A 25,104-nucleotide genomic window follows, 5' to 3' on the forward strand; every position below is an offset into this window, starting at 1 on the left:
TGCTTCGGCGTGCTTAAAACTCGGACACCGTATCGGCCCGACTACGCCTGAGCGCTTGACGGTCAAGACGGTATCTGAGAACAGTGTCTGACACCCGACAACAATTTCAAGGCACCACGTCGTCGCCCACCTCGGCGGCCACGTGGCTGACATCGCCCCAGTCCAACACTTCCCATTTGCGGCCATCCACGCCGACGCGGTTGATGCTGACATTGAGCAGCGCGGCGTCGCGCGGCGCGTTCAGGGGCACGCCCGAGGCATGGCGCCAGATGATGTCCAGCACGCCGCCATGAGTGAACAGCAGGATGCGCTCGCCGTCATGGCGGCTGGCGATATCGTCGACCGTGCTGATGACGCGCGACTGGAACTGGCCCAGCGTTTCGCCGCCGTCCAGCGGGCGCAGCGGATCGCGGCTCTTCCAGGCGGCCGCGGCCTCGGGCGCCAGCACGTCGATGCGCTCATGGTCCAGGCCTTCCAGCACACCAAAACCCCGTTCGCGGATGCCGGGCTCCACGCGCACGCGCAGGCCTAGCTGCTCGGAGACCGGCACGGCGGTCGCGTGCGCGCGCTGCAGATCGCTGCTGTAGATCGCGTGGATGGGTGTGTGCTTGGCCTCGTCGTGCAGGCGCGAGGCCAGCAGGCTGGCCTGGTTGACGCCAAATTCGTTCAGGGGGATGTCTTGCCAGCCTTGCAGGCGCCGCTGGCGATTCCAGTCGGTTTCGCCGTGGCGGATGAACCAGATTTCAGTCATTGCAGTCTTGTTGCGGGAATTGAGCCTTAAGCCTGGGCGGGCGCGATGGGCGCGCGCGGTTTCCAGATGGCTTGAATGATCGAGCTTAACGCGACCAGCGCGGGCTCGCTAGCGCGTTCGTAAGGCAGCATGAAGCCCAGCACGGCGTCCACGCGCGCCTGGCCCCACACGATGAAGTCGTTGGACGCCGCGCCCGCCAGCGCGGTTTCCTCGCGCAGCAGCGCGCAGCCCGCACCCGCCCGCACCAGCGCGTCCATGTTGGCCTGGTCGTCGTTCTGCATCACGATGCGCGGCGACAGGCCGTGCCGTTCGAACATATCGCGCAGCAGCAGATGCGTGTGACTGCCGGACTGCCCGTCCAGCCACGGCAGTTGCGCCACTTCGCGCCAGCCGCCGCGTTTGAGCACCGCCGCGTGTTCGCCGGGCATGGCGATGCGGTACCGCACACTGCGCAGCGGTTGCCACAGCACGCCACGCGGCGCGTTGGCCGCGATGGTCAATGCGGCAGGCAGACGGCCCGTGCTCACCTGTTCGGCCAGCGTCGCCGCGGGCTGCGTCTGCGTCTTTAACTCAACCAGCGGCAAGCGCTGCGTCACGGCCGAGGCCAACTCGCCCAGGCGCAGGAAATCGGGCTTTTCGCTGGGGACGCCCAGCTCGACAATGCCGTGCAGATTGCCCTGCAGCTGCTGCGCCTCGGACTTGAACTGCGCGCCCAGCACCAGCAGCGATTCCGCCGTTGGCAGCAATACTTCGCCTGCCTTGGCCAGGGCCAGGCGGCCGCCGCTGCGATCGAACAGCGCCACGCCCAGGCTCTGCTCCAGCGCCTTGATCTGTGCCGTCACAGCGGGCTGCGTCAGCGACAGCGCCTCGGCCGCCTTCGTCAGGTTGCCCAGCCGGGCGACCGTGACGAAGGCGCGGATCTGGTAGATTTCCATGGCCGCGAGTGTAGGTCAGGCCGCCAGCAACCGCACCTGTGTCGGCTCCAGCCCCACGGACACCGGCGCGCCCGCCGGAAACGGCGACAGGCCGGCCAGATGCGCCTGGTCCGCGGTCAGGCGCTGTTCGCCGACCTGCACCTGATAGCGCGTGAATTCGCCCAGGAATTCGCTGCTTTCCACAATGCCGGGCAGCCAGACGTAGCGCGCATCGCCCAGGCCGTCCGCCATCTCGATCTGCACCGTGTGGGGCCGGAAACTTGCCGCCAGCCGCGTGGCCGCGGGCGCGTCGCCCGCCAGCGGCAGATGCAGGTCGCCCACGCCGTCCACCGCCAGCGTCACGCTGCTGCTGGTGCGCTCGCGCACATTGCCTTCCAGCACATTCATCGTGCCCACGAAGTTCGCCACGAAGCGGTTCACCGGGTAGTCAAACAGCGTGCTGGGCGCGCCGATCTGCTGCACCACGCCGTGGTCCAGCACCGCCATGCGGTCGGCGGTCGTCATCGCTTCTTCCTGGTCGTGCGTGACGAAGATCGTCGTGATCCCCAGGCGGCGCTGCAGGCTCAGGAGGTCCTGGCGCATCTGCACGCGCAGCTTCTTGTCCAGGTTGGACAGGGGTTCATCCAGCAGCAGCACCTGCGGTTCGATCACGATGGTGCGCGCCAGCGCCACCCGCTGCTGCTGTCCGCCGGACAGTTGGTTTGGACGCCGCTTGGCATATTGGGACAGGCCGACCAGATCGAGCGCGGCTTCGACCTTGATGCGGATCTCGGCGCGCGGCAGCTTGCGCTCGACCAGCCCGAACGCCACGTTGTCCCACACCGTCATGTGTGGCCACAGCGCGTAGTTCTGGAACACCATGCCGATGTTGCGGTGCCAGGGCGGGGTGCCGCTGATGTCCTTGCCGTCCACCAGCAACTGGCCGGCGCTATGCCGGTTGAACCCCGCAATCAGCCGCAGCAACGTGGACTTGCCGGACCCCGACGGCCCGAGCAGTGCGAAGAACTCGCCTGGCTCGATGCTGATGCTGACGTCCTTGAGCACTTCGGTGTTGCCGTAGGAAAGCTGAATGTTGCGGCATTCGACGCTGACTTTCTTCATGCGGATTCCCCTTCATTGCGCGCCGGCTGCTGGCGTTTGGACGCGCGGTCCACCAGCACGTGCGAGATGTATGTGCCGATGCCCACGGCGACCACCGCCAGGACGCCGAGCGCGGCGCCCGGGCCCCGGCCCGCCGCGCTTTGCATGTAGAGATAGATGCCATAGCTCATGGGCGCCTGGCTGTCCTTGGTCACCAGCATGATGGTGGCCGACAGTTCCACGGCCGCGGTGACGAAGCTGGTCACAAAGCCCGCCAGCATGCCGCCCGCCATCAGCGGCACCACCACGCGGCGGATCGTGCTCATGCGCGTGGCGCCCAGGGACTGGGCGGCTTCTTCCAGCGACACGTGGATCTGCTGCAACGCCGCCACGCACGAGCGCAGCGCATACGGCAACCGCCGCACGGAATACGCCAGCATGATGATGATCCACGACGAAGTCAGCAGCGTGCCCGTGCCCGGCAATTCGATGCCGCGGAAAGTGCGCAGAAAGCCGATCGCCAGCACGATGCCCGGAATCGCCAGCGCCGCGGAAGCAAGAAAATCCAGCCATTGGCGCGCGGGCAGCCGGGTGCGCAGCATCAGGTATGCGATCGCGGTGCCCAGGATCACGTCGATGCCGGCAGCCAGTCCGCAGTACAGCAACGTGTTGGCGATCATGCCCTGCGACTCGGAGAACACCGCCGAATAATGCGCCAGCGTGTACCCGTCCGGCAGCGGCGCGTAGCTCCAGACACTGGCCAGCGACAGCAGCAACACGCCGATGTGCGGCGACAGCACCAGCAGCAGCACCAGCACGATCCAGCCATATGCCAGCACGCTTTCCACCGGTCCCAGCTTCCGCTTCTGGATCGAATTGCCGCCCTTCTGCAGCGTGGAGTAGTCGCGCCCCTTGAGCACCCGCGCCGACAGCCACAGCGCCAGGATCGAGAAGCCCACCATGATGACGCTGATCACGTAGCCCAGCGGGTCTTCCAATCCGACCTGCGTGATGCGCAAGTAAGCCTGCGGCGCCAGCATGTTGGTGGTGCCCAGCACCAGCGGCGTGCCCAGGTCGTCGAACACCTTCACGAACACCAGCGACGCGCCGGCCACGTAGCCGGGCAGGGCAAGCGGAAAGATCACGCGGCGAAACAGCCGGAAGCCGCGCGAGCCCAGGTTGAAGGCCGCTTCCTCCATGGCCCCGTCGATGTTGCGCAGCGCCACGACCAGGTTCATCAGGATGAAGGGGAAATAATGGATGGCCTCCACGAAGATCACGCCATTCAGCCCTTCCATGAACGGAATCGTGAAGCCGAACCAATCGTTCAGCAGCAGGTTCACGCTGCCCGAGCGGCCGAAGATCAGCTGCATGGCCACCGCGCCCACGAAGGGCGGCATGATGAGCGGCAGCACGCCCAGGGTCTGGATCAGCAGGGCGCCCCGGAAATCGAAGCGCACCGTGAAGTACGCCAGCGGCACCGCGATCAGCGAGGCCAGCAGCGCCGACCAGCCCGCCACGTACAGGCTGTTGAAGAACGCCTCCCGCATCAACGGCTGGTTGAAGAAGGCGCCGAAGTGCCCGGTCGTGAAGCTGCCGTCGGCGTTGACGAAGGCGCTGTGAAAGACCGTGCCCACCGGCACGATCAGGAACAGCAGCAGAAAGCCCAACACCAGCAGCGCCGCCAGGACGGGGCCGGGGGGCAGGCGCAAATGGCCCGAATGATTCATCGAGATTCCCGAAAATCGTTGCCAGAAGACAAGCGCTGCCCGCGGCGGGCAGGTCAGGCCCGCTCGCCGCGTTCAGTGCGTCCTGCGTATCAGAGCGCGGCGGCTTGCCGCGCCAGCTTGACGGCTTCTTCGTAGTTGGCGCGCGCGCGGCCGTTCCACTCGCCTTCGAGCTGCGTGATCTGCTGATTGACGGCCGCGTCCTTCTTGTTGCCCGCGAAGATCGCCAGGAAGGCAGGGTCGGCCGCCTTCTTGCTGTCCACCAACGGCGCCCAGGCCAGCTTGCGCGCCTGGTCCAGCAGTTCCGCCGCCTTGCCGCTCTTGGCCTTGTCGCCCAGCTTGGCCTCGGCGTCGTAGATGGCCTTGGTGGCCGCTTGCAGCTCTTTCAGCCGGAACGTCACGGTCTGGTCGTACAGCGATTGCACGACGTAGTAGCGCGTCTGCGACAGGTCCGCATCGAAATGCACCTTGCTGCGCTTGGCGATTTCCGCCGGATCGGGATAGCCCGGCGGAATCTTTCCGGCCAGCGCGGAGTAGGGCAGCACCGGCAACCGCGAGATCTTCGGCTCCAGCAGCAGCTCCTGGCCTGCCTGGCTCAGCGTGAAGGCGATGAACTTCTTGCCTTCCTCGGTATTCTTTGCGCCCTCGATCAGCGCGATGTTGGCCGGGACGATGGCCGTCTCGGAGGGATAGACGAACTCGACCGGGAACTTGGAATACTTGCTCGACAGTCCGAAGAAGTCGATGACCGGGCCTGCGCCGAACTGGCCGTTGTTCACGCCGTCCGGCACGCCGAACGAGCGCTCGGTCACGGCGCTGCTGTTGCCCGACATGCGAAGCAGCGTGCTCCAGCCGTCATCCCAGCCTTCGCCCTGCAGGATGGTCTCCACCGTCAGGTGCATCGTGCCCGAGCGCGACGGCGAGGTGATGCCCACGTGGCCGAACCACTTGGGCGACAGCAGATCCTTCCATTCCACCGGAGCCGGAATCTTGTGCGCCGCGATGTACCGGGTGTTGTAGATGATGCCGTAGCCCGCCAGCGCCTGGCCCAGATACATCCCGCCCGGATCGTTGATGGGGTAGCTGCCGATCTTGTCGGGGACGTCCTTGTTGGCGATGTCGGCCGACTTGGCCAGCAGCTTGTCACGCCCCAGCACCTCGAACGCATCGGGCGCACTCGCCCAGAAGACCTCGGGGCGTTGGCCTGCCGGCGTCTCGCGCACGAAGGCGATGCCCGACACGGTGTTCTTGTTCAGGATTTCCAGGGTGATGCCTGGGTTCGCTTTTTCGAACGCGGTCTTGTAGGCCTGGGTCAGGTCCTTGGGGAACGACGTGATCACCGTAACGGTGCCGGCCAGGGCCGGCGCCGCGCAAACGGCCAGCAACGCCCCGGCCAGGGCTGTGCGCATAGCGTGCATGGTTTGTCTCCGTGGTTTTAGATTTGTCTGGAGACAGTACCGGCACGCCCGAGGAGCGTCCAATCAGAAATTTTGATGCGCGCCATCAGCGACGGCGCCACATCGCTTGCCCCGAATCAGGCCTGGGCCGACACGCCGGCCTGTTTGGCAGCCTGCGCCTGTTTTGCCAGGAGATGGGAAATCTGGCCTTGGATCTGCACGGCCTGGGCATTGAGCGCCATGATCTGCTGCGCCTTCATTTCGGCCGACATGCCGCTCGCCTTCACTTTGGCGATCTGATCCATGATGCGCTTGAGCTGCTTTTGCAACTCCTTGATCTGGCGGGTGTATTCGTCGTCGTTGTCGGTTTCTTCGGTGGCCTGCGCGTTGCCGACCTTGGTGGCGCCCGGATTGTTGACGCGGATCTTGCCTTCCGCAGTCACCGACACCGCATCCTGCCCCGAAGCGTTCTTCGCTTCCTTGTTGGCCTGGATCTTCTCGGCCCACAGATCTGCAAGGCTGCTGATCCGGGAGGTGCCGCTGATGCTGTTGATCGCCATGACTGTTCCTTTGCCTGGGATTTCGGGGTTTCCACTAATACGGCAATCGGCCGGCAAAACTTAAACGTTGCCCCCGCTTGATGGCCCCCTTTACACTGGCGCCCGCTCGCAGTTTGAAACCCTCTCGTACCACCCCGGGGAATCCATGTCCAACTCCTACTTTCCGCGCTGGCGCCTGGCGGACGACGCCGAGCCCGGCGTCATCATCGCGCCCGACGAACGGCTGTCCTGGCCCAAGAACGTCGCCATGGGCGCACAGCACGTCGTCGCGATGTTCGGCTCGACCGTCCTGGCGCCGTTGCTCATGGGGTTCGATCCCAACGTCGCCATCCTGATGTCGGGCATCGGCACGCTGATCTTCTTTCTGTTCGTGGGCGGCCGGGTGCCCAGCTATCTGGGTTCCAGCTTCGCGTTCATCGGCGGCGTCATCGCGGTGACCGGCTATGCCGGCGGCGGGGCCAACGCCAACATCGGCGTCGCGCTGGGCGCCATCATTGCCTGCGGTCTGGCTTACACGCTGATCGGCGTCATCGTCTGGATCGTCAATGCCCGGGCAGGCGGCGGCGCCAACTGGATCGATACCCTCATGCCGCCCGTCGTCACGGGCGCGGTGGTGGCGGTGATCGGCCTGAATCTCGCGCCCATCGCCGCCAAGGGCGCGATGGGGGCGTCGGGCTTCGATAGCGCCATGGCCATCGTCACGATCATCTGCGTGGGCGGCATCGCCGTCTACACGCGGGGCATGGTGCAGCGCCTGCTCATCCTGGTCGGCCTGATCCTTGCCTGCGTGGTGTACGCGGTGCTGGCCAACGGCCTGGGCCTGGGCAAGCCCATCGATTTCTCCGCGGTGTCCGCCGCCGCCTGGTTCGGCCTGCCGCAGTTCTCGGCGCCGGTCTTCAAGGCCGAGGCCATGGGCCTGATCGTTCCGGTCGCCATCATCCTGGTGGCCGAAAACCTGGGGCACGTGAAGGCCGTCAGCGCCATGACGGGGCGTGACCTGGACCGCTACCTCGGCCGGGCATTCGTGGGCGACGGCGTGGCGACGATGGTGTCGGGCGCTGTCGGCGGCACGGGCGTCACCACCTACGCCGAGAACATCGGCGTCATGGCGGTCACGCGCATCTATTCCACGCTGGTGTTCGTGATTGCTGCGGTGATTGCGATCGTCCTGGGCTTCTCGCCCAAGTTCGGCGCACTGATCCAGACGATCCCGGGGCCCGTGCTGGGCGGGATGTCGGTGGTCGTATTCGGCCTGATTGCCATCGCCGGCGCCCGCATCTGGGTCGTCAATCAGGTGGATTTCACCGACAACCGCAATCTCATCGTGGCCGCTGTCACGCTGGTGTTGGGCGCGGGCGACTTCACCATCAAGCTGGGCGACTTCACGCTGGGCGGCATCGGTACCGCCACCTTCGGCGCCATCATCCTGTATGCGCTGTTGCGACGCACCAAGTAAACGCGGCGGGCCGGGGCGCCCTGGCGCCCCCGTTTCAAGCCGCACAGGCAATCTTTCAGGTGTTTTTCAGCGGTAGCCGATCCCGGAAAACCGGCAGTCCGCGTCACGGTTCGCCGCTACGGTCGGCATCGCCAGCGTTTTTGGGCCGAAATCGCCGTTTTTAGCGGGTTACAGCGGCGAAATGCGCCGAAAAGGCCGTTTTCTCCGGCGGCTTGCATTTCCCACCAAGTTTGACCACAATATGAACTTGATTGCCCCGGTTCCGACCCGAGCCGGGGTTTTGTTTTGGTCGCCCGCGCCGCTCGCCAGGTTTTTTTCAAGCATCAGATGGCAAGCGCGCCGGTCCAGCGGCCTTCACCGAGAACGCTCCTTCGGGGCGTTTTTCTACTTTTTGTTTGGGAAACGACATGTCTGCCATTCCTTTGACCGTGCGCGGGGCCGAGCGCTTGCAAGAAGAGCTCCAACGGCTGAAAACCGTCGAACGTCCTGCTGTGATCAACGCGATCGCCGAGGCTCGCGCGCAGGGTGATCTGTCGGAAAATGCCGAGTACGATGCCGCTCGCGAGCGCCAGGGTTTCATCGAGGGCCGGATTGCCGAGCTTGAAGGCACGCTTTCCAATGCCCACATCATCGATCCGTCCTCGCTCGAGGCCGAAGGCCGCGCCGTGTTTGGCGCCACCGTCGACATCGAAGACCTGGATTCGGGCGATCGCGTCACCTATCAGATCGTCGGCGACGTCGAAGCTGATATCAAGTCCAACCTGATTTCCGTGTCCAGCCCCGTGGCTCGCGCGCTGATCGGCAAGAGCGAAGGCGACGTGGTCGAGGTCATGGCCCCGGCTGGCGTTCGCGAGTATGAAGTCCTGGGTGTGCGTTACATCTGACGCAAACCCGTCAAGCAGTAAAAATGTCAAACCACCCTGGCCCTGACGCAACGTTCGTCTGAATTCCGCGGTACATTGCGGATCGCTATGGTGGACCGGGCGCGTAAAGCGCCCGTTTTTGTGCCTGGACTTACCGTTTTGCAGTCTTGCGGCTGGTGCCGCTGCGGGCCCCGGCGCGCAGGCTCAGCGCGCTGCCGGCGCGGCGCGGAATGCCGTGGCCGCTGGTGGTGGCGCGTTTGTTGGACGGCCGCATGGGCTTGCCCTTCTTGTTGAGTTCGTCCTGGGGGACGTAACGCTTCTTGGCGGGCGCGGGCTCTTCGGACTCGCTGCGGCGCGGGCGCTTGGCAAGGGTCCGGCCTTCGGCGGCCAGCTTCTTGGGCGTGTACGGCTCCGAGGCGCGGCGCTTGGCGGGGGCTTCGGGCTCCTGGGCGGCCAGCGCGGCGGGCTTGATGTTGCCGGGCAGCGGGCGGAACAGGATCAGGGTCTTGCCCAGGTGATGCACGGGCGCGCACGATAGCGTGTCGCAGATCGTGGCAAGCATGGCGTCACGGGCCTCGCGGTCGTCGCCGCCGGCGCGAACCTTGATGAGGCCATGTGACGTCAGCGCCCGGTCGATTTCCTTCAGCACGGCGTCGGTCAGGCCGTTGTCGCCAATCAGGACGACAGGGCGCAGAGGGTGAGCGGCGGACCGCAGGTCGCTGCGCTCACGAGAGGTAAGTTCTAATATAGGCATGCGTGGAATTGTACGGTAATGGCCAAGAATAAATTCTCTAAAGACTGGATTCACCAGCACATCAACGATCCCTATGTGAAGCTGGCGCAACAGAAGGGCTATCGCGCCCGCGCCGCCTTCAAGCTGATCGAGATTCTCGACACCGAAAAGCTGCTGCGCCGCGGCGACCTGGTCGTCGACCTGGGCTCCGCGCCCGGCAGCTGGTCACAGGTGGCGCGCGAACGGCTCGCGGGGCCGGGCGGCGTCGTGGACGGCCGCATTATCGCGCTGGACATCCTGCCCATGGAACCCGTGGCAGGCGTGGAATTCATCCAGGGCGACTTCCGCGAAGACGAAGTCTTGAAACAATTGGAAGACATGGTCGGAACCCGTGCGGTGGACCTTGTTATTTCCGACATGGCCCCCAACTTGTCCGGGGTGGGTATTGCCGATGCCGCGCGCATCCAGCATGTGTGCGAATTGGCGATGGAATTTTCCTGCGCCCACCTCAAGCCCAACGGGGCGCTGATCGTCAAGGCATTCCACGGCACTGGCTTTTCGCAGATCGTCGAATCCTTCAAAAAGCGCTTTCGCCGGGTGGTTGAACGCAAACCGAAGGCGTCACGGGACAAGTCCTCTGAAACCTTTCTGGTGGCGCGCGATCTGAAGTAACCCTTCCGTATCCATCCGGGGCAAGGTGCCCTGGCCAAGAAAACCCCGTCCCGCCGAGACAACGACCAGAAAACTCAAGAATCAAATGTAATTAAATGGGCCCCACGGCTGCCGGGACGCAACTCCGTCCTACAGGTTAGAATGGGCTATTGACATACTTGTGACTGTGCCATACGCGGGTGCACAGTCGCCGGTCGGAATCGAAAGCAGGAGATCGACCTTGAACAATTCATTTTCCAAAGTCGCTGTCTGGATGGTGATAGCCCTGGTGCTGTTCACCGTCTTCAAACAGTTCGACGGACGCGCTCAGACCCAGGACGGCGTGACCTACACGCAGTTCATGGACGACGCCAAGGCGGGACGCATCCGCAAGGTCGACGTTCAAGGCGACGTGCTGTACGTCACCCCGGACGCGGGCCGCGCCTATACGCTGACTTCGCCCGGTGATCTCTGGATGGTTTCCGACCTGCTGAAGTACGGCGTGCAGGTGTCCGGCAAGCCGCGTGAAGAGCAGTCGCTGCTGATGAGCATCTTCGTGTCGTGGTTCCCCATGCTGCTGCTGATCGGCGTCTGGGTGTTCTTCATGCGCCAGATGCAGGGCGGTGGCAGGGGCGGCGCGTTCAGCTTCGGCAAATCGCGCGCCCGGATGCTCGACGAGAACACCAACCAGATCACCTTCGCCGACGTTGCCGGCTGCGACGAAGCCAAGGAAGACGTCCAGGAGCTGGTCGACTTCCTGCGCGACCCCAGCAAGTTCCAGAAGCTGGGCGGCCGCATTCCGCGCGGCGTGCTGATGGTGGGCTCGCCCGGTACCGGCAAGACGCTGCTGGCCAAGGCCATCGCCGGCGAAGCCAAGGTGCCGTTCTTCAGCATCTCCGGCTCGGACTTCGTTGAAATGTTCGTCGGCGTGGGCGCGGCCCGTGTCCGCGACATGTTCGAAAACGCCAAGAAGCACGCGCCTTGCATCATCTTCATCGACGAAATCGATGCGGTCGGCCGCCAGCGTGGCGCCGGTCTGGGTGGTGGCAACGACGAACGCGAACAGACGCTGAACCAGATGCTGGTTGAAATGGACGGCTTCGAATCCGGCCAGGGCGTCATCGTGATCGCCGCGACCAACCGTCCCGACGTGCTGGATCCGGCGCTGCTGCGTCCGGGCCGTTTCGACCGCCAGGTTGTCGTGCCGCTGCCCGATATCCGTGGCCGCGAGCAGATCCTGAAGGTTCACATGCGCAAGGTTCCGCTGTCGCCCAACGTCGACGCGACCATCCTGGCGCGCGGCTGCCCGGGCTTCTCCGGCGCCGACCTGGCCAACCTGGTCAACGAAGCCGCGCTGTTCGCCGCCCGCCGCAATGGTCGCACGGTGGATATGTCCGACTTTGAAAAGGCCAAGGACAAGATCATCATGGGCGCCGAGCGCCGCTCCATCGTGATGCCCGAAGAGGAACGCAAGAACACCGCGTACCACGAGTCCGGCCACGCGATCGTCGCGCGCATGCTCCCCAAGACCGACCCCGTCCACAAGGTCACCATCATCCCGCGCGGCCGTGCGCTGGGCGTGACCATGCAGCTTCCGGAAACCGACCGCTACAGCATGGACAAGGGCCGCCTGCTGTCCACGATCGCCGTGCTGTTCGGTGGCCGTATCGCGGAAGAGATCTTCATGGACCAGATGACGACGGGCGCCTCGAACGACTTCGAACGCGCCACCGCCATCGCCCGAGACATCGTCACGCGCTACGGCATGACCGACGAACTGGGTCCCATGGTCTACGCCGAGAACGAAGGCGAAGTCTTCCTGGGCCGCAGCGTCACCAAGACCACGCACATGTCCGAAGCCACCATGCAGAAGGTGGACACCGAGATCCGCCGCATCATCGACGAGCAGTACGGCGTTGCGCGCAAGATCCTGGAAGACAACCGCGACAAGGTCGAAGTGATGACCGCCGCGCTGCTCGAATGGGAAACCATCGACGCCGACCAGATCAACGACATCATGGAGGGCCGCCCCCCGCGTCCCCCGAAGACGCCGCAAGGCCCGTCGGATACGTCCGATACGCCGCCGACCGGCCTGGCTGCAGGTGGTAACACGGCAGCTGCGGTCTGAGGTCCTTCGTTCTGGGTTATGGCAAATAACTTCCTTTGCGGGCGCTTCGAGTTTGATCTCGAGCGCCCGCTTGTCATGGGCATCGTCAATGTCACGCCGGACTCGTTTTCCGACGGCGGCCAGCACGACGATACCGATTCCGCGGTGGCGCATGCGCGCCGGCTGATCGACGAAGGCGCGCAGATCCTGGATCTGGGCGGCGAGTCCACGCGGCCCGGCGCAGACCCCGTGTCCGTGTCCGACGAACTGAACCGGCTGCTGCCGGTGGTCGAGGCGCTTCGCGACTGCGGCGTGCCGCTGTCCATCGACACCTTCAAGCCGGAAGTCATGCGCGCCACGCTGGACGCGGGTGCGGACATGATCAACGACATCTATGGTTTCAGGCAGCCGGGCGCGATCGAGGCCGTCTCGCAATCGCGCTGCGGCCTGTGCGTCATGCACATGAAAGGCGAGCCGCGCACCATGCAGGCGGCGCCGCCCGAGTACACCGACCTGATCGGTGAAATTGGCCTCTTCCTGGGGGCACGCGCGCAAAAGCTGCGCGCGGCCTGGATCGATCCTCGGCGCATCGTGCTGGACCCGGGTTTCGGGTTCGGCAAGACGGCCGACCAGAACTTTCAACTGCTGCGCCGGCTGTCCAGCCTGCGCAGCACCGGTTATCCATTGCTGATCGGCCTGTCGCGCAAGAACATGATCGGCCAGGCCACAGGCCGGCCGGTCGGCGACCGGCTGCCCGGCAGCATTGCCGCCGCGCTTGCCTGCGTCGCGCGTGGCGCCTCCATCGTGCGCGTGCACGATGTTGCGGCCACCGTGGATGCGCTTAAGGTATGGCAGGCGGCTGAACAAGGAGCTATCAGTTCATGATTCGACGCAAATATTTCGGTACCGATGGCGTACGCGGTGAAGTCGGCGGTCCGGTGATCAACGCCGAATTCGCGCTGCGGCTGGGCTACGCGGCCGGCCGCGTGCTGGCGCGCGCGCACGCGGTGCGCGGCGCGACGCGCCCGCAGGTCGTCATCGGCAAGGACACCCGGATTTCCGGCTACATGCTGGAATCCGCGCTGGAGGCGGGGCTGTCCGCCGCCGGCATCGACGTGCTGCTGGCCGGCCCGATCCCTACGCCCGCCGTCGCCTACCTGACCCGCGCCCTGCGCCTGGTCGCCGGCATCGTCATCAGCGCATCGCACAATCCCTACCAGGACAACGGCATCAAGTTCTTCTCGGCGCAGGGCATGAAGCTGCCCGACGACATCGAGGCCGAGATCGAGGCCGCGCTGGACGAGCCGCTGGGCTGCGTCAGCTCCGAAGGCCTGGGGCGCGCGCGCCGTATGGGCGATGCCCAGGGCCGCTACATCGAGTTCTGCAAGAGCACGTTTCCCAACGATCTGGACCTGAACGGCATGACCATCGTGGTCGACGCCGCGCACGGCGCCGCCTACAACATCGCCCCGCACGTCTTCCGTGAGCTGGGCGCCGAAGTCCACGCGATCGGCGTGAACCCGGACGGTTTCAACATCAACAAGGGCGTGGGCGCGCTGCACCCCGAGCTGCTGGCCAAGGAAGTCAAGGCGCGCGGCGCCCAGCTTGGCATTGCGCTGGACGGCGACGCCGACCGCCTGCAGATGGTCGACGGCGAGGGCCGCATCTACAACGGCGACGAGCTGATGTACGCCATCGTGCGCGAGCGCATGCAGCGCGGCAAGGTCGAAGGCGTCGTGGGCACGCTGATGACCAATTTCGGCTTCGAGCGCGAAATGAAGCGACTGGGCGTGGGCTTTGACCGCGCCAACGTCGGCGACCGCTACGTCCTGGAACAGATGCAGTCGCGCGGCTGGCTGTACGGCGGCGAAAGCTCCGGCCACCTGCTGTGCCTGGACTGCCACTCCACGGGCGATGGCATCGTGGCCGCGTTGCAGGTCCTGACGGCGCTGCGCCGCAATTCGGCTGCGCTGGGCGATTGGGTCAGCGATCTGCGGATGTATCCGCAGAAAATGATCAATGTGCCGCTCACGCCCGGCATGGACTGGAAGACGCACCCCGGTCTGACGGCGGCGCGCCAGGCTGTCGAAGCCGAACTGGACGGCCGCGGCCGGATCCTGATCCGCGCTTCGGGGACGGAACCCAAGCTGCGTCTGATGGTCGAAGCCGAAGACGAGGCGCTGGCGACCAATTCCGCCGAGAAGCTTGCGCAAAGCTTGGGGTAAACCCGGAGTTTTCGTTTTAATATGTGGGCCACGCGTCGAAAATCGGCGCGTGGCCTTTGTTTATGTGCACTTTCTGTACCGGCCTAATCTTCATAGTCACGTAACATATTGGTCAAGTCATTGACATACAGGGCGTCCACACTGGCTGGACTCTCTAGGAGCTTCGCGCAATGCTGGAATTAGCACGCATCAACCCGAGCCGCAGTACCGCAGAACCCTGGACGGGCGCCGCCCCCAAAGTCCTGGCGGTCGGCCTGGCGCGTACCGCCGAAGAAATAGAGCAGATTCAACGCCTGCGCTATGACGTCTTCACGGAAGACATGGGCGCCGTCTTTCCAGATGCGCAAGACGGCATCGAACAAGACCGCTTCGATCCGTTCTGCGAACACCTGATGGTGCGCGAGCTCGACACGGACCGCGTCGTCGGCACCTATCGGATCCTGACCCCCGAAAAAGCCCTCGAAGCCGGCGGCTATTACTCGCAATCGGAGTTCGACCTGTCGGGTCTGGGCGCCATCCGCGACGAAGTCGTCGAGGTCGGCCGCTCGTGCACCCACGCGGATTACCGGGGCGGGGCGGTCATCATGCTGCTGTGGTCCGGCCTGGCCGAATACCTGCGCCGCGGCGGTTACGAATACGTGCTGGGTTGCGCCAGCGTCAGCCTGCGCGACGACGGCGTCACCGCCGCCGAAGTCTGGCGCACGGTTGCCAAGCAGATGCCCCAGGGCAACGAGCCGCGCGTCACGCCGCTGCACCGCTACCCGGTCGAAAAGCTCAACAGCACCTTGCCGGCCCGCGTGCCGCCGCTGATCAAGGGTTACCTGAAGCTGGGCGCCAAGGTTTGCGGCGAACCCGCTTGGGATCCGGATTTCAACGCCGCCGACTTTCCGGTCCTCTTGAAGATGGAGCGCATGGACGAGCGCTACCGCCGCCACTTCGGCCTGGATCAGCCGGCCGTCCTCAATACTCAGCGCTAGACGCCACTCCCATGCGCCGCCTGCTCCGCCGAATGACTATCAGACTGATACGGCGGGCCACCCGGCCGCTGCGCATGGAACTCAGGCGGCTCGATCGGGAAACCGATCTGTCGCCATTTTGAAGCGCCGGGGCGGCCAGGCCGCCCCGCGCGGCCGCTTCAGAACTCCAGCAGTTCGAACGAAAACCCGACCTTGTTCCACTCGGCTTCTTCCGCGCGCAGCGTGAAGTCGCTGAGCGGATGTTCGGCCAGCCATTCGCGGTTGACGCGCACCACGATGGAGTTGTCGCGGACCGAGGCGGTCAGCGGCAGGGGCTCGATCTCGCCGCGGCGGCGGAACAGCAGCACGGCCAGACGCAGGGCCAGAATGGCTTTCCACTGCGGGCGCGACCGCACCAGGGGTTCCAGCTTGACGAGCTTGCCCTGGTGACCCAGCGCCAGCAGGGCCAGCAGTTGCTGGTCCGCGCGCGAGAAACCGGGCATGTCCGCGTTTTCGAGCACGTAGGCGGTGTGCTTGTGATACGCGTTGTGCGCGATCGACAGCCCCACTTCGTGCAGGTCTGCCGCCCAGCCGAGCGCGGGCCGCAGTTCGGCGCGTTCCTGGCCTTCCGGGAACATCGCATCGAACAGGGTGAGGGCGGCGTGGCGCACGCGGCGCGCCTGGTTTACATCGACGTGATAGCGCTTCATGAACTGGCGCACCGATTCATCGCGCTTGTCGTGCTCGTCGTCGCGGCCCAGCAGGTCGTACAGCACGCCCAGCCGCAACGCGCCGTCGCCGGTGTGCATGACGTCGATGCCCAGTTCGTCGAACAACGCGCTCATGATGGCCAGGCCGCCCGGGAGCACGTCGGCGCGCTCGATCTTGATGCCGGGCAGCTCGGACGGAATGACGCGGCCCGAGCGCACGAGGCGGTCTTTCAGCTTGTTCAGCCCGACGCGCGTGATGCCGCGGTTGGAATAGCCGCCTTCGGTCAGGATGGCAAAGAGCGCCTTGGCGGTGCCGGAAGAGCCATACACTTCTTTCCAGCCCGTCTTGCGATACTGCTTGGCGATGACTTCGATTTCGCGGCGGGCGGCCAGTTCGGCCTGTTTCATCTGATGGGCGTCCACCACGCCGTCCGAGAAGAACTGGCGGCTGTAACTGACGCACCCCATGTAGAGCGAGGACATCAGACCGGGCTCGAGCCCCTTGCCGATGATGACTTCGGTGGAACCGCCGCCGATGTCGATGATCAGGCGCTTGTTGGGGGAGGGGGGCAGGGTGTTGACCACGCCCGTGAAGATCAGGCGGGCCTCTTCGCGGCCGGCGATGACTTCAATCGGAAAACCCAGCGCGGCTTCGGCCCGGGGCAGGAAGTCCCGCGTGTTGCGGGCGACGCGAAAAGTGTTGGTGGCAACCGCGCGCACCCGATTGGGGTGAAAGCTGCGAAGCCGTTCGCCAAAGCGTTCCAGCACGGCGATGGCGCGGTCGATGGCGTCGTCGCTAAGCCGTTTATCGGCATCCAGGCCGGCGGCCAGCCGGACGGTTTCCTTGAGGCGGTCGATCTGGTAAATCTGGGGCGTACCGTCCTGCTGAACGATGCGTCCGATGGAGAGGCGAAAGCTGTTGGACCCGAGGTCCACCGCGGCCAGAAGTTGATCCATGCGGCTCGTGATATTGGCTGTGAGGTGGACCGATTATAGAGACCCCATGTGACAACGCCTTCGGCTTCGGGTTTTTGCTTATGGAACAGGCGCTTGCAAGCGTCAGGCCGATGCGCCATACGTCCCGTATTTGACGTACCCTTAGCGAATGGGCGCTGTCATAGAACCGTCACTCTTTTGCAGTAAAACTTCACGCTCTCTTTTCGTATGGAATCCGGTATGCCCACACGTCCGCCAGGCGAGCCTCTGCTCATGAATCGCGAATTGTCGCTGCTCAAGTTCAATGAACGGGTGCTGGCGATGGCGGAGAACCCCAAGACGCCGCTGCTCGAGCGGCTGCGCTACGTGTGCATCGTCAGTTCCAACCTGGACGAGTTCTTCGAGATCCGGATTTCCAGTCTGAAAGAGCAGCAGCGCCAGTCGCCCAACCTGGTCGGACCGGACGGCATGACGCCGGACGAGGCTTTCGACTGCGTGCAGCAGGCCGTGCATGAACTGGTGGGCCGCCAGTACAACCTGCTCAACGACGACATCCTGCCGGCGATGCACGCCGAGGGCATCGCGCTGCATCACGCTTCCGAATGGAACGCCGCGCAGCAGGAATGGGCGCGCGACGTGTTCCATCGCGACGTGATGCCGCTCTTGACGCCCATCGGGCTGGATCCCGCGCATCCGTTTCCGCGCGTCTACAACAAGAGCCTGAATTTCATCGTGTCGCTGGCGGGCGCCGATGCCTTCGGCCGTCAGGCATCGATCGCCATCGTCCAGGCGCCCCGGGCCCTGCCGCGTCTGATCAAGATGCCCCAGGAACTGTCGGGGCAGCCCGAAGGCTACATCCTGCTGACGTCGCTGCTGCGCGCCTTCGTGGGCGAGCTGTTTCCGGGCCTGGAAATGCTGGGCTGCTATCAGTGGCGCGTCACGCGCAACAGCGATCTCTTCGTGGACGAGGAAGAAGTCACCAACCTGCGCCATGCGTTGCAAGGCGAGCTGTCGCAGCGCAACTTCGGGGCGGCCGTCCGGCTGGAGATCGACAAGCTGACGCCAGTTGAACTCGAAACGTTCCTGCAGCGCGAGTTCTCGCTCAAGGCGGACGACACCTATCGTGTGCCGGGGCCGGTGAACCTGTCGCGCCTCATGCAGCTGTGCAATTCCGCGGCGCGCCCGGACCTGCTGTTTCCCGACTATCGCGCCCCGGTGCCCGCGCCCTTTGACCGGGTCGGCGACAAGCCGGCTGATCTCTTCGAAGCGGTGGCCGAGTGCGACCGCCTGCTGCACCACCCCTACCAGTCGTTCCAGCCCGTCATCGATTTCCTGACCGCGGCCGCGCTGGATCCCGACGTGATGGCCATCAAGCAGACCATCTACCGTACCGGCGAGGACTCCGAGCTGATGAAGATCCTGCTGGCGGCCGCGCGCGCCGGCAAGGAAGTGACGGTGGTCGTGGAGCTGATGGCGCGATTCGACGAACAGACCAACATCAACTGGGCCTCCAAGCTCGAAGAGGTGGGGGCGCATGTCGTCTACGGCGTGGTGGCGCACAAGACGCACGCCAAGATGGCGGTCGTGCTGCGCCGGGAAAAAGGGCGTCTGCGCCGCTACGCCCACCTGGGCACCGGCAACTACCATCCCCGCACGGCGCGGCTGTACACCGATTTCGGACTGCTGACCGCCGATCCCAAGCTGTGCGAGGACATGGACAAGGTCTTCGCCCAGTTGACCGGCCTGGGCGCGCGGCGGGCATTGAAGTCGCTGATGCAGTCGCCGTTCACCCTGCACGAGGGCATGGTGTCGCTGATCCGCGCCGAGGCGCGCGCCGCCAAGGCGGGCAAGCGGTCGCGCATCATGGCCAAGATGAATTCGCTGCTCGAAGAGCAGATCATCGCCGAGCTCTACAAGGCCAGCCAGGCGGGCGTGAAGATCGACCTGATCGTGCGCGGCGTATGCGCCCTGCGCGCCGGGGTGCCGGGCTTGTCGGAGAACATCCGTGTGCGTTCCATCGTGGGCCGCTTCCTGGAGCACTCCCGCGTCTTCTATTTCTATGCCGAGGGCGAAGAGACGGTGTACCTGTCGTCGGCCGACTGGATGGACCGCAATTTCTTCCGGCGCGTGGAAATCGCTTTCCCGATCTATGACAAGACGCTCAAGAAGCGCGTCATCGACGAAGCATTCACCTACGCCCTGCGCGACAACCAGCTCGCCTGGCAGCAGCAACCCAGCGGCGACTACGCGCGCGTCAAAAGCCGCCGCGAGCCCTTCAACCTGCACCAGTTCCTGATGCAGAAGCTGGGCGTGTAGCACCGGCACGGCGGCAAACCGTCCCTGATATTTCACCAGGTGACGAGCGCCGCTCCCTGCCAGTCCCCGAGCTTGAGCATGGCCCCGTCCAGCCCATTTCCCCAGTGGAAATGGGCTTTTTTCATTCGGGGACGGGCTTGCCAATGCAGCCGAACGGATCTGGCTTTGCCGGTCGGCCACCGGGGATCATGACTGTCATGGTCTTGTCACGTTGGGCTCCTAAGATGCGAGGGTCGCTGAAAGACAGGCAGCTAAAAAGCCTGCCAAGACTCCTTTAACGAGCACAGAAGGAACCCAGATGTTCAAACGTGTCTTCAAGCAAGTTTCCGTGGGCGTCGCGCTGAGCGCCGCCGTTTTCGCCGTCCAGGCCGCCAACGTGACCGGCGCCGGCGCATCGTTCCCGTACCCGATCTACGCCAAGTGGGCGTCCGACTACAAGGCTGCGACCAACAACGCGGTCAACTACCAGTCCATCGGTTCGGGCGGCGGCCAGCAGCAGATCATTGCAAAGACCGTCGACTTCGGCGCCTCGGATGACCCGATGAAGGCTGCCGACCTGGAAAAGCACGGCCTGCTGCAATTCCCCGCCGTGATCGGCGGCACCGTGGCCGTCGTGAACGTCGACGGCATCGAGCCGGGCAAGCTGAAGCTGTCGGGCAAGGTCCTGGCCGACATCTTCCTGGGCAAGGTCAAGAAGTGGGACGACGCCGCCGTCAAGGCGCTGAACCCCGACCTGAAGCTGCCCTCGGCCGACATCATCGTCGTGCACCGTTCGGACGGCTCGGGCACCACCTTCGGCTGGACGAACTACCTGTCCAAGGTGTCGCCGGAGTGGAAGTCGCAAGTCGGTGAAGGCAAGGCCGTCAAGTGGCCCACCGGCCAAGGCGGCAAGGGCAACGAAGGCGTCGCCGCCTACGTCGGCCAGCTGAAGAACTCGATCGGCTACGTCGAATACGCCTACGCCAAGCAGAACAAGCTGGCCTGGACGCAACTGCAGAACAAGGACGGCAAGTTCGTCCAGCCCGAGCAAAAGGCGTTCGCCGCCGCGGCCGCCAACGCCGACTGGAAGAGCGCGCCGGGCATGGGCGTGGTCCTGACCGACGAGCCGGGCGCAGATTCGTGGCCCGTCACCGCCGCCACCTTCATCCTGATCCACAAGTCGCAAGACAAGCCGGCTCAGGGCAAGGCGGTGCTGGAATTCTTCGACTGGGCCTTCAAGAACGGCGCCAAGTCGGCTGAAGCCATGGACTACGTGCCGCTGCCGGAAGCCGTGACCAAGGAAATCCGCGCCGCCTGGGGCGAAGTGAAGTCCGCCGACGGCCAGGCTGTCTGGAAGTAAATCAGTAACGCGCGGCCCCGACGCCACCTGGCGGGCGGGGCCGCCGCCTGTAATTCGACCTACCTGCTGTTCCCCCCAGGTTTCCTAAGGAAAGTCCATCCATGAGCGCGGTAATGGATAATAGTGTGCCGCTTCCGCCCAGCGTGGCGGATTCCGTGACTACCGGCACGCCTTCGCCTATGAAGCAAACAAAAAACGCGCTGATGGATGCGCTGTTCAAGAATCTGACCCGCCTGTTCGCCTTCCTGGTGTTCATTCTGCTGGCGGCAATTCTCATCTCCCTCATCTATGGCAGCCGCGAATCGCTGGCCAAATACGGCCTGTCGTTCCTGTGGCTCAATGACTGGGATCCGGTCAATTCCAATTACGGCGCGGTCGTGCCGATCATCGGTACGTTGCTGACGTCCGCGATTGCGCTGATCATCGCCGTGCCGGTGTCCTTCGGCATCGCCATCTTCCTGACCGAACTGTCGCCGACCTGGCTGCGCCGCCCGCTGGGCACCGCCATCGAAATGCTGGCGGCCATCCCGTCCATCATCTACGGCATGTGGGGCCTGTTCGTCTTCGTGCCCGTGTTCCAGCAGTACGTGCAGCCGTTCCTGATCGCGACGTTGGGCAATCTTCCCATCATCGGCGGACTGTTCGCCGGTCCGCCTTTCGGCATTGGCATCTTCACCGCCGGCCTGATCCTCTCGATCATGATCATCCCGTTCATCGCCGCCGTGATGCGCGACGTGTTCGAGCTGGTCCCCGCGATGCTCAAGGAATCGGCGTACGGCCTGGGCAGCACGACCTGGGAAGTGATGTGGCGCGTTGTCCTGCCCTTTACCAAGTCGGGCGTCATCGGCGGCATCATGCTCGGCCTGGGCCGCGCGCTCGGCGAAACCATGGCCGTGACCTTCGTCATCGGCAATGCGTTCAAGTGGTCCGGCTCGCTGTTCTCGCCCGGCAACTCCATCGCCTCGGCGCTCGCCAATGAATTCAACGAGGCGGGCGGCATCCAGAAGGCGGCGTTGCTGGAACTGGGCCTGATCCTGTTCCTCATCACGACCATCGTGCTGGCCCTGGCCAAGGCGCTGCTGGTCCGCCTGTCCGCTGGCGAAGGCAAGAAGACCTGACGCCCGGAAGCACAAGGAAAAACCATGGCTGAATCCGTACTCAACATGCAGAACGGCATCTATCGCCGGCGCCGCGTGGTCAATCGCATCATGCTGGCCGTGTCGATGACGACATTGCTGTTTGGCCTGTTCTGGCTGTTCTGGATCATTCTGACGCTGTTGATGAAGGGCGCGCCCGCGCTGTCGTACACGCTCTTCACCGAAATCACGCCGCCGCCGGGCCAGGCGGGGGGCTTGCTCAACGCCATTCTCGGCAGCGTGATGATGGCGGGCGTCGGCACGCTGATCGGCACGCCGGTGGGCATCCTGGCCGGCACCTACCTGGCTGAATACGGCCAGCGCGGCTGGCTGGCGCCCGCCACGCGATTCCTGAACGACGTGCTGCTGTCCGCGCCGTCGATCATCATCGGTCTGTTCATCTACGCCGTGTATGTGGCGCAGGTGGGGCATTACTCCGGCTGGGCCGGCGCGGTCGCGCTGTCCATCCTGGTGATTCCCGTCGTGGTCCGCACCACCGACAACATGCTGCTGCTGGTGCCCAACAGCCTGCGCGAAGCCACCGCTGCCCTGGGCTGCCCGAAGTGGCGCATGATCACCATGGTGTGCTATCGCGCCGCCAAGTCTGGCATCATCACCGGCGTGCTGCTCGCCATCGCCCGCATCTCCGGCGAAACCGCGCCGCTGCTGTTCACCGCGCTGTCGAACCAGTTCATGTCGCTGAACATGAACGGGCCGATGGCCAACCTGCCAGTCGTCATCTACCAATACGCCGCCAGCCCCTTCAAGGACTGGAACAACCTGGCCTGGGCCGGCGCGACGCTGATCACGCTGCTGGTGTTGGGCATCAACATCATCGCCCGCAACTTGTTCCGCAAGTAAAGATCGCTATCCCGGTGCGCCAGCCGCGCCGGAGCCAAGGGAAATGCAATGGAAAACACCGCTACCGCAGTCAAGAACAAGCTCGAGGTCAAGGACCTGAACTTCTACTACGGCAAGTTCCACGCGATTCGCAACGTGAACATGTCGATCCAGGAGAAGAAGGTCACCGCCTTCATCGGCCCGTCGGGCTGCGGCAAATCGACCCTGCTGCGCACGTTCAACCGCATGTTCGAGCTCTACCCCGGCCAGCGCGCCGAGGGCGAAATCCTTCTGGATGGCGAAAACCTGCTGACGGCCAAGACCGACATCTCGCTGATCCGCGCCAAGGTCGGCATGGTCTTCCAGAAGCCCACGCCGTTCCCCATGAGCATCTACGACAACATCGCCTTCGGCGTGCGTCTGTTCGAACGCCTCTCCAAGGGCGAGATGGACGAGCGCGTCGAATGGGCGCTGAGCAAGGCCGCGCTGTGGAACGAAGTGAAGGACAAGCTGCACCAGAGCGGCAACAGCCTGTCCGGCGGCCAGCAGCAGCGCCTGTGCATCGCCCGCGGCGTCGCGATCAAGCCCGAAGTCCTGCTGCTCGACGAGCCGTGCTCGGCGCTGGATCCCATCTCCACCGCCAAGATCGAAGAACTGATCGCCGAACTGAAGAACGACTACACCGTCGTGATCGTGACGCACAACATGCAGCAGGCCGCGCGGTGTTCGGACTACACCGCGTATATGTACCTGGGCGAACTGATGGAATTCGGTCAGACCGACCAGATTTTTGTTAAGCCTTCGCGCAAGGAAACCGAGGACTACATCACGGGCCGCTTCGGCTGACCGCGGGGTCGGGCGCAGCGGACGCCAGACACCAGTTTCTGGTATAGTCTCCACCCTTCGGGGCGTAGCGCAGCCTGGTAGCGCATCTGCTTTGGGAGCAGAGGGTCGTGAGTTCGAATCCCACCGCCCCGACCAATAAAATCAAAGGGTTAGCTCAATGTCATTGAGCTAACCCTTTTTCTTTGCTTGGCATATGGGACAACATATGGGACAACGAACTTGCAGTTGGCGGTGAGCAAGTTCAGGCGGCATCAAGGCAAGGATGTGCACTCGGTGGCAATAGCGCATTTCGGCACTTGCCGGGTCTCTGCTTGGTTGGGGCGGGCAGCTCGCTGCACTTTGGGCTCATCAGGCCGTGCGCTGGGGCAGCAACGTGAGAGTTCCGAGCCCAGGTCGCAGAGCATCGGCGGCACCACGCGACAGTTGAATCGTTACGACCCCTCGCCCCTTCCATCCTCGCGGCCTTATTCGTTAGCGGAGCAAATGCCGAGCTGTGCTGTGGACCGGTCTTCCCCGGTGGCACTTTTAAAGCGTCGCGGCCTGTACTCTGCATGTGCTGTGTGCATTGCACTGAGACCATACTGCACACCTCAGTGTCAAATGCGCTATGAGCTGCGCTGAGAGAAATCAAAGTCGACGGTCTATCCGACCCGAACCGCGGAGACTTGGCCTAGTACGGGAATGAGGGGATAGGGCATCCTTTAACCTAGTACTGATACGAGGGGTGCCCTTTCGACAATGGAGGTAGGAGTTGCCAGCGCAATGTCTGAGTGGCTGCGACAGGGACACAGAGTCTTTCAGACGGCTAACAGATTATTTCGCTGAGTCGACACCGGGCTGGCCGCGGGCCGCGATCCCGCGTATGAGGCGCTGAAACTTGTCGGCAGGTCCGTAGATTTCACGCCGCCGCAACCGTCCGGCTCGTGGCGTTGCAAATTAACTCCCACCTTGAGACGCCGGCGCCGGACAGTTGCCGCCACGGTCACGTACGTCTGGAACATCATGAACCGTTGATTGTTCCACCTTCACTGACGGTGGGCGGGGAGCGGGGCGGCTGTCCCGTTGTGGACCATCGAACAGACCCGGAGTGCTTAGCTGGCGTAGAGATCAAGTGCCGACGCCATCAGTCAAAGCCCTTTTCAAACACCTTATCAAAATCCCCTATCAAATGTTCCCAATGTGCGGGGAAGCTTGGCGCTCCGGTGGGCATCGATTCTTGCCACGGACAAAGGGGAAGGCTGGCTCGGCGGTCTCTCGTTCTAGCGAGCGGAGTCGTTGGATTGTGCAATACAGGACTCTGGCCAGACCCTCGGACTTGCCCACTTTCTTTTGCACGGCGCCCCAACCGTCTTCTAGACCCTGCAAGGCAAAAATTCGGAGATTCGACTCGCGTTTCAGAAACAGAGCGCGAGACCGCGCAGAACGCGCTCTGGACTGCAATGGCTCTAATGTGGCTGCCTACCCTGTTGATTTGCAGGCAGAGTTGACCCACTTTTACGTTTGATTTGCATCTAATTCTGACCCACCTCGTGAACACTAT

At 64.1% G+C, this 25,104-nt stretch carries 20 protein-coding genes and 1 tRNA gene; 13 read left to right on the top strand and 8 right to left on the bottom strand.

Translation table 11 applies throughout. From position 1 onward, the window contains the following. Positions 1-106 precede the first annotated feature (106 nt). The 6 genes from KVT32_RS26680 to KVT32_RS26705 form a co-directional block, all read right to left on the bottom strand. Positions 107-751 (bottom strand): histidine phosphatase family protein, encoded by a 645-nt coding sequence (locus tag KVT32_RS26680; RefSeq protein ID WP_217619075.1) that lies wholly within the window; start codon positions 749-751, stop codon positions 107-109. 26 nt (positions 752-777) lie between these two features. Continuing rightward, positions 778-1,686 (bottom strand): LysR family transcriptional regulator, encoded by a 909-nt coding sequence (locus KVT32_RS26685; protein WP_152385286.1) that lies wholly within the window; start codon positions 1,684-1,686, stop codon positions 778-780. A 15-nt stretch (positions 1,687-1,701) separates the two neighbouring features. Further along, complete coding sequence (locus tag KVT32_RS26690) at positions 1,702-2,787, bottom strand: ABC transporter ATP-binding protein (protein ID WP_152385285.1); 1,086 nt, start codon at positions 2,785-2,787, stop codon at positions 1,702-1,704. Beyond that, the gene (locus KVT32_RS26695) at positions 2,784-4,496 is read right to left on the bottom strand and encodes an iron ABC transporter permease (protein WP_217619076.1); all 1,713 of its coding nucleotides are present in this window, start codon (positions 4,494-4,496) and stop codon (positions 2,784-2,786) included. The genes KVT32_RS26690 and KVT32_RS26695 overlap by 4 nt, the downstream gene beginning before the upstream one ends. 89 nt (positions 4,497-4,585) lie before the next feature. Beyond that, positions 4,586-5,911 (bottom strand): ABC transporter substrate-binding protein, encoded by a 1,326-nt coding sequence (locus KVT32_RS26700; RefSeq protein WP_152385284.1) that lies wholly within the window; start codon positions 5,909-5,911, stop codon positions 4,586-4,588. A gap of 116 nt (positions 5,912-6,027) precedes the next feature. After that, positions 6,028-6,450 carry a FlxA-like family protein gene (locus KVT32_RS26705; RefSeq protein WP_056326831.1) on the bottom strand — a complete coding sequence of 141 codons (423 nt, stop codon included), beginning with the start codon at positions 6,448-6,450 and terminating at the stop codon, positions 6,028-6,030. A gap of 145 nt (positions 6,451-6,595) precedes the next feature. Between KVT32_RS26705 and KVT32_RS26710 the strand changes: the two genes are divergently transcribed. Together KVT32_RS26710 and greA are read left to right on the top strand one after the other, a co-directional pair. Further along, positions 6,596-7,906 (top strand): solute carrier family 23 protein, encoded by a 1,311-nt coding sequence (locus KVT32_RS26710; RefSeq protein WP_152385282.1) that lies wholly within the window; start codon positions 6,596-6,598, stop codon positions 7,904-7,906. Positions 7,907-8,313: 407 nt separating this feature from the next. Further along, positions 8,314-8,790, top strand: coding sequence for a transcription elongation factor GreA (gene greA, locus KVT32_RS26715; RefSeq protein ID WP_008158056.1), 477 nt, complete (start codon positions 8,314-8,316; stop codon positions 8,788-8,790). A 130-nt stretch (positions 8,791-8,920) separates the two neighbouring features. On the opposite strand, the gene KVT32_RS26720 is transcribed toward greA, so the two are convergent. Continuing rightward, entirely contained in the window at positions 8,921-9,523 is a 603-nt protein-coding gene (locus KVT32_RS26720; protein ID WP_056326834.1) for a YhbY family RNA-binding protein, read from the bottom strand. 18 nt (positions 9,524-9,541) lie between these two features. Here KVT32_RS26720 and KVT32_RS26725 point away from each other — a divergent pair, with 18 nt between their 5' ends. The 5 genes from KVT32_RS26725 (at position 9,542) to KVT32_RS26745 (ending at position 15,462) form a co-directional block, all read left to right on the top strand. Next, positions 9,542-10,174 (top strand): RlmE family RNA methyltransferase, encoded by a 633-nt coding sequence (locus tag KVT32_RS26725; protein ID WP_056326836.1) that lies wholly within the window; start codon positions 9,542-9,544, stop codon positions 10,172-10,174. Positions 10,175-10,394: 220 nt separating this feature from the next. After that, positions 10,395-12,281 (top strand): ATP-dependent zinc metalloprotease FtsH, encoded by a 1,887-nt coding sequence (gene ftsH, locus KVT32_RS26730; RefSeq protein ID WP_062841739.1) that lies wholly within the window; start codon positions 10,395-10,397, stop codon positions 12,279-12,281. Positions 12,282-12,299: 18 nt separating this feature from the next. Further along, on the top strand, positions 12,300-13,145 hold the full coding sequence (folP, locus tag KVT32_RS26735) for a dihydropteroate synthase (RefSeq protein ID WP_152385280.1): 846 nt from the start codon (positions 12,300-12,302) through the stop codon (positions 13,143-13,145). Next, a complete protein-coding gene (glmM, locus tag KVT32_RS26740; protein WP_152385279.1) occupies positions 13,142-14,485 on the top strand; it encodes a phosphoglucosamine mutase in 1,344 nt (447 codons plus the stop codon). Before folP ends, glmM begins: the two co-directional genes overlap by 4 nt. Before the next feature lie 170 nt (positions 14,486-14,655). Beyond that, a complete protein-coding gene (locus tag KVT32_RS26745; RefSeq protein WP_062841741.1) occupies positions 14,656-15,462 on the top strand; it encodes a GNAT family N-acetyltransferase in 807 nt (268 codons plus the stop codon). Positions 15,463-15,620: 158 nt separating this feature from the next. Here KVT32_RS26745 and ppx read toward each other — a convergent pair whose 3' ends face one another. Further along, the gene (gene ppx, locus KVT32_RS26750) at positions 15,621-17,108 is read right to left on the bottom strand and encodes an exopolyphosphatase (RefSeq protein WP_056326846.1); all 1,488 of its coding nucleotides are present in this window, start codon (positions 17,106-17,108) and stop codon (positions 15,621-15,623) included. 219 nt (positions 17,109-17,327) lie between these two features. On the opposite strand from ppx, the gene ppk1 reads away from it, so the two are divergent. The 6 genes from ppk1 (at position 17,328) to KVT32_RS26780 (ending at position 23,699) form a co-directional block, all read left to right on the top strand. Further along, entirely contained in the window at positions 17,328-19,403 is a 2,076-nt protein-coding gene (gene ppk1 / locus KVT32_RS26755) for a polyphosphate kinase 1 (protein ID WP_056326848.1), read from the top strand. 298 nt (positions 19,404-19,701) lie between these two features. After that, the gene (pstS, locus tag KVT32_RS26760) at positions 19,702-20,742 is read left to right on the top strand and encodes a phosphate ABC transporter substrate-binding protein PstS (RefSeq protein WP_152385278.1); all 1,041 of its coding nucleotides are present in this window, start codon (positions 19,702-19,704) and stop codon (positions 20,740-20,742) included. Between the two features lie 101 nt (positions 20,743-20,843). Then, entirely contained in the window at positions 20,844-21,860 is a 1,017-nt protein-coding gene (pstC, locus tag KVT32_RS26765; RefSeq protein ID WP_056326851.1) for a phosphate ABC transporter permease subunit PstC, read from the top strand. A gap of 24 nt (positions 21,861-21,884) precedes the next feature. Then, a complete protein-coding gene (gene pstA, locus KVT32_RS26770) occupies positions 21,885-22,739 on the top strand; it encodes a phosphate ABC transporter permease PstA (protein ID WP_081259763.1) in 855 nt (284 codons plus the stop codon). Positions 22,740-22,787: 48 nt separating this feature from the next. Next, on the top strand, positions 22,788-23,564 hold the full coding sequence (gene pstB, locus KVT32_RS26775) for a phosphate ABC transporter ATP-binding protein PstB (RefSeq protein ID WP_056326853.1): 777 nt from the start codon (positions 22,788-22,790) through the stop codon (positions 23,562-23,564). A gap of 58 nt (positions 23,565-23,622) precedes the next feature. Beyond that, positions 23,623-23,699, top strand: a tRNA-Pro gene (locus KVT32_RS26780). Positions 23,700-25,104 lie beyond the last annotated feature (1,405 nt).

The sequence above is a fragment of the Achromobacter sp. GbtcB20 genome (assembly GCF_019091095.1).
Lineage (GTDB): Bacteria > Pseudomonadota > Gammaproteobacteria > Burkholderiales > Burkholderiaceae_B > Achromobacter > Achromobacter mucicolens.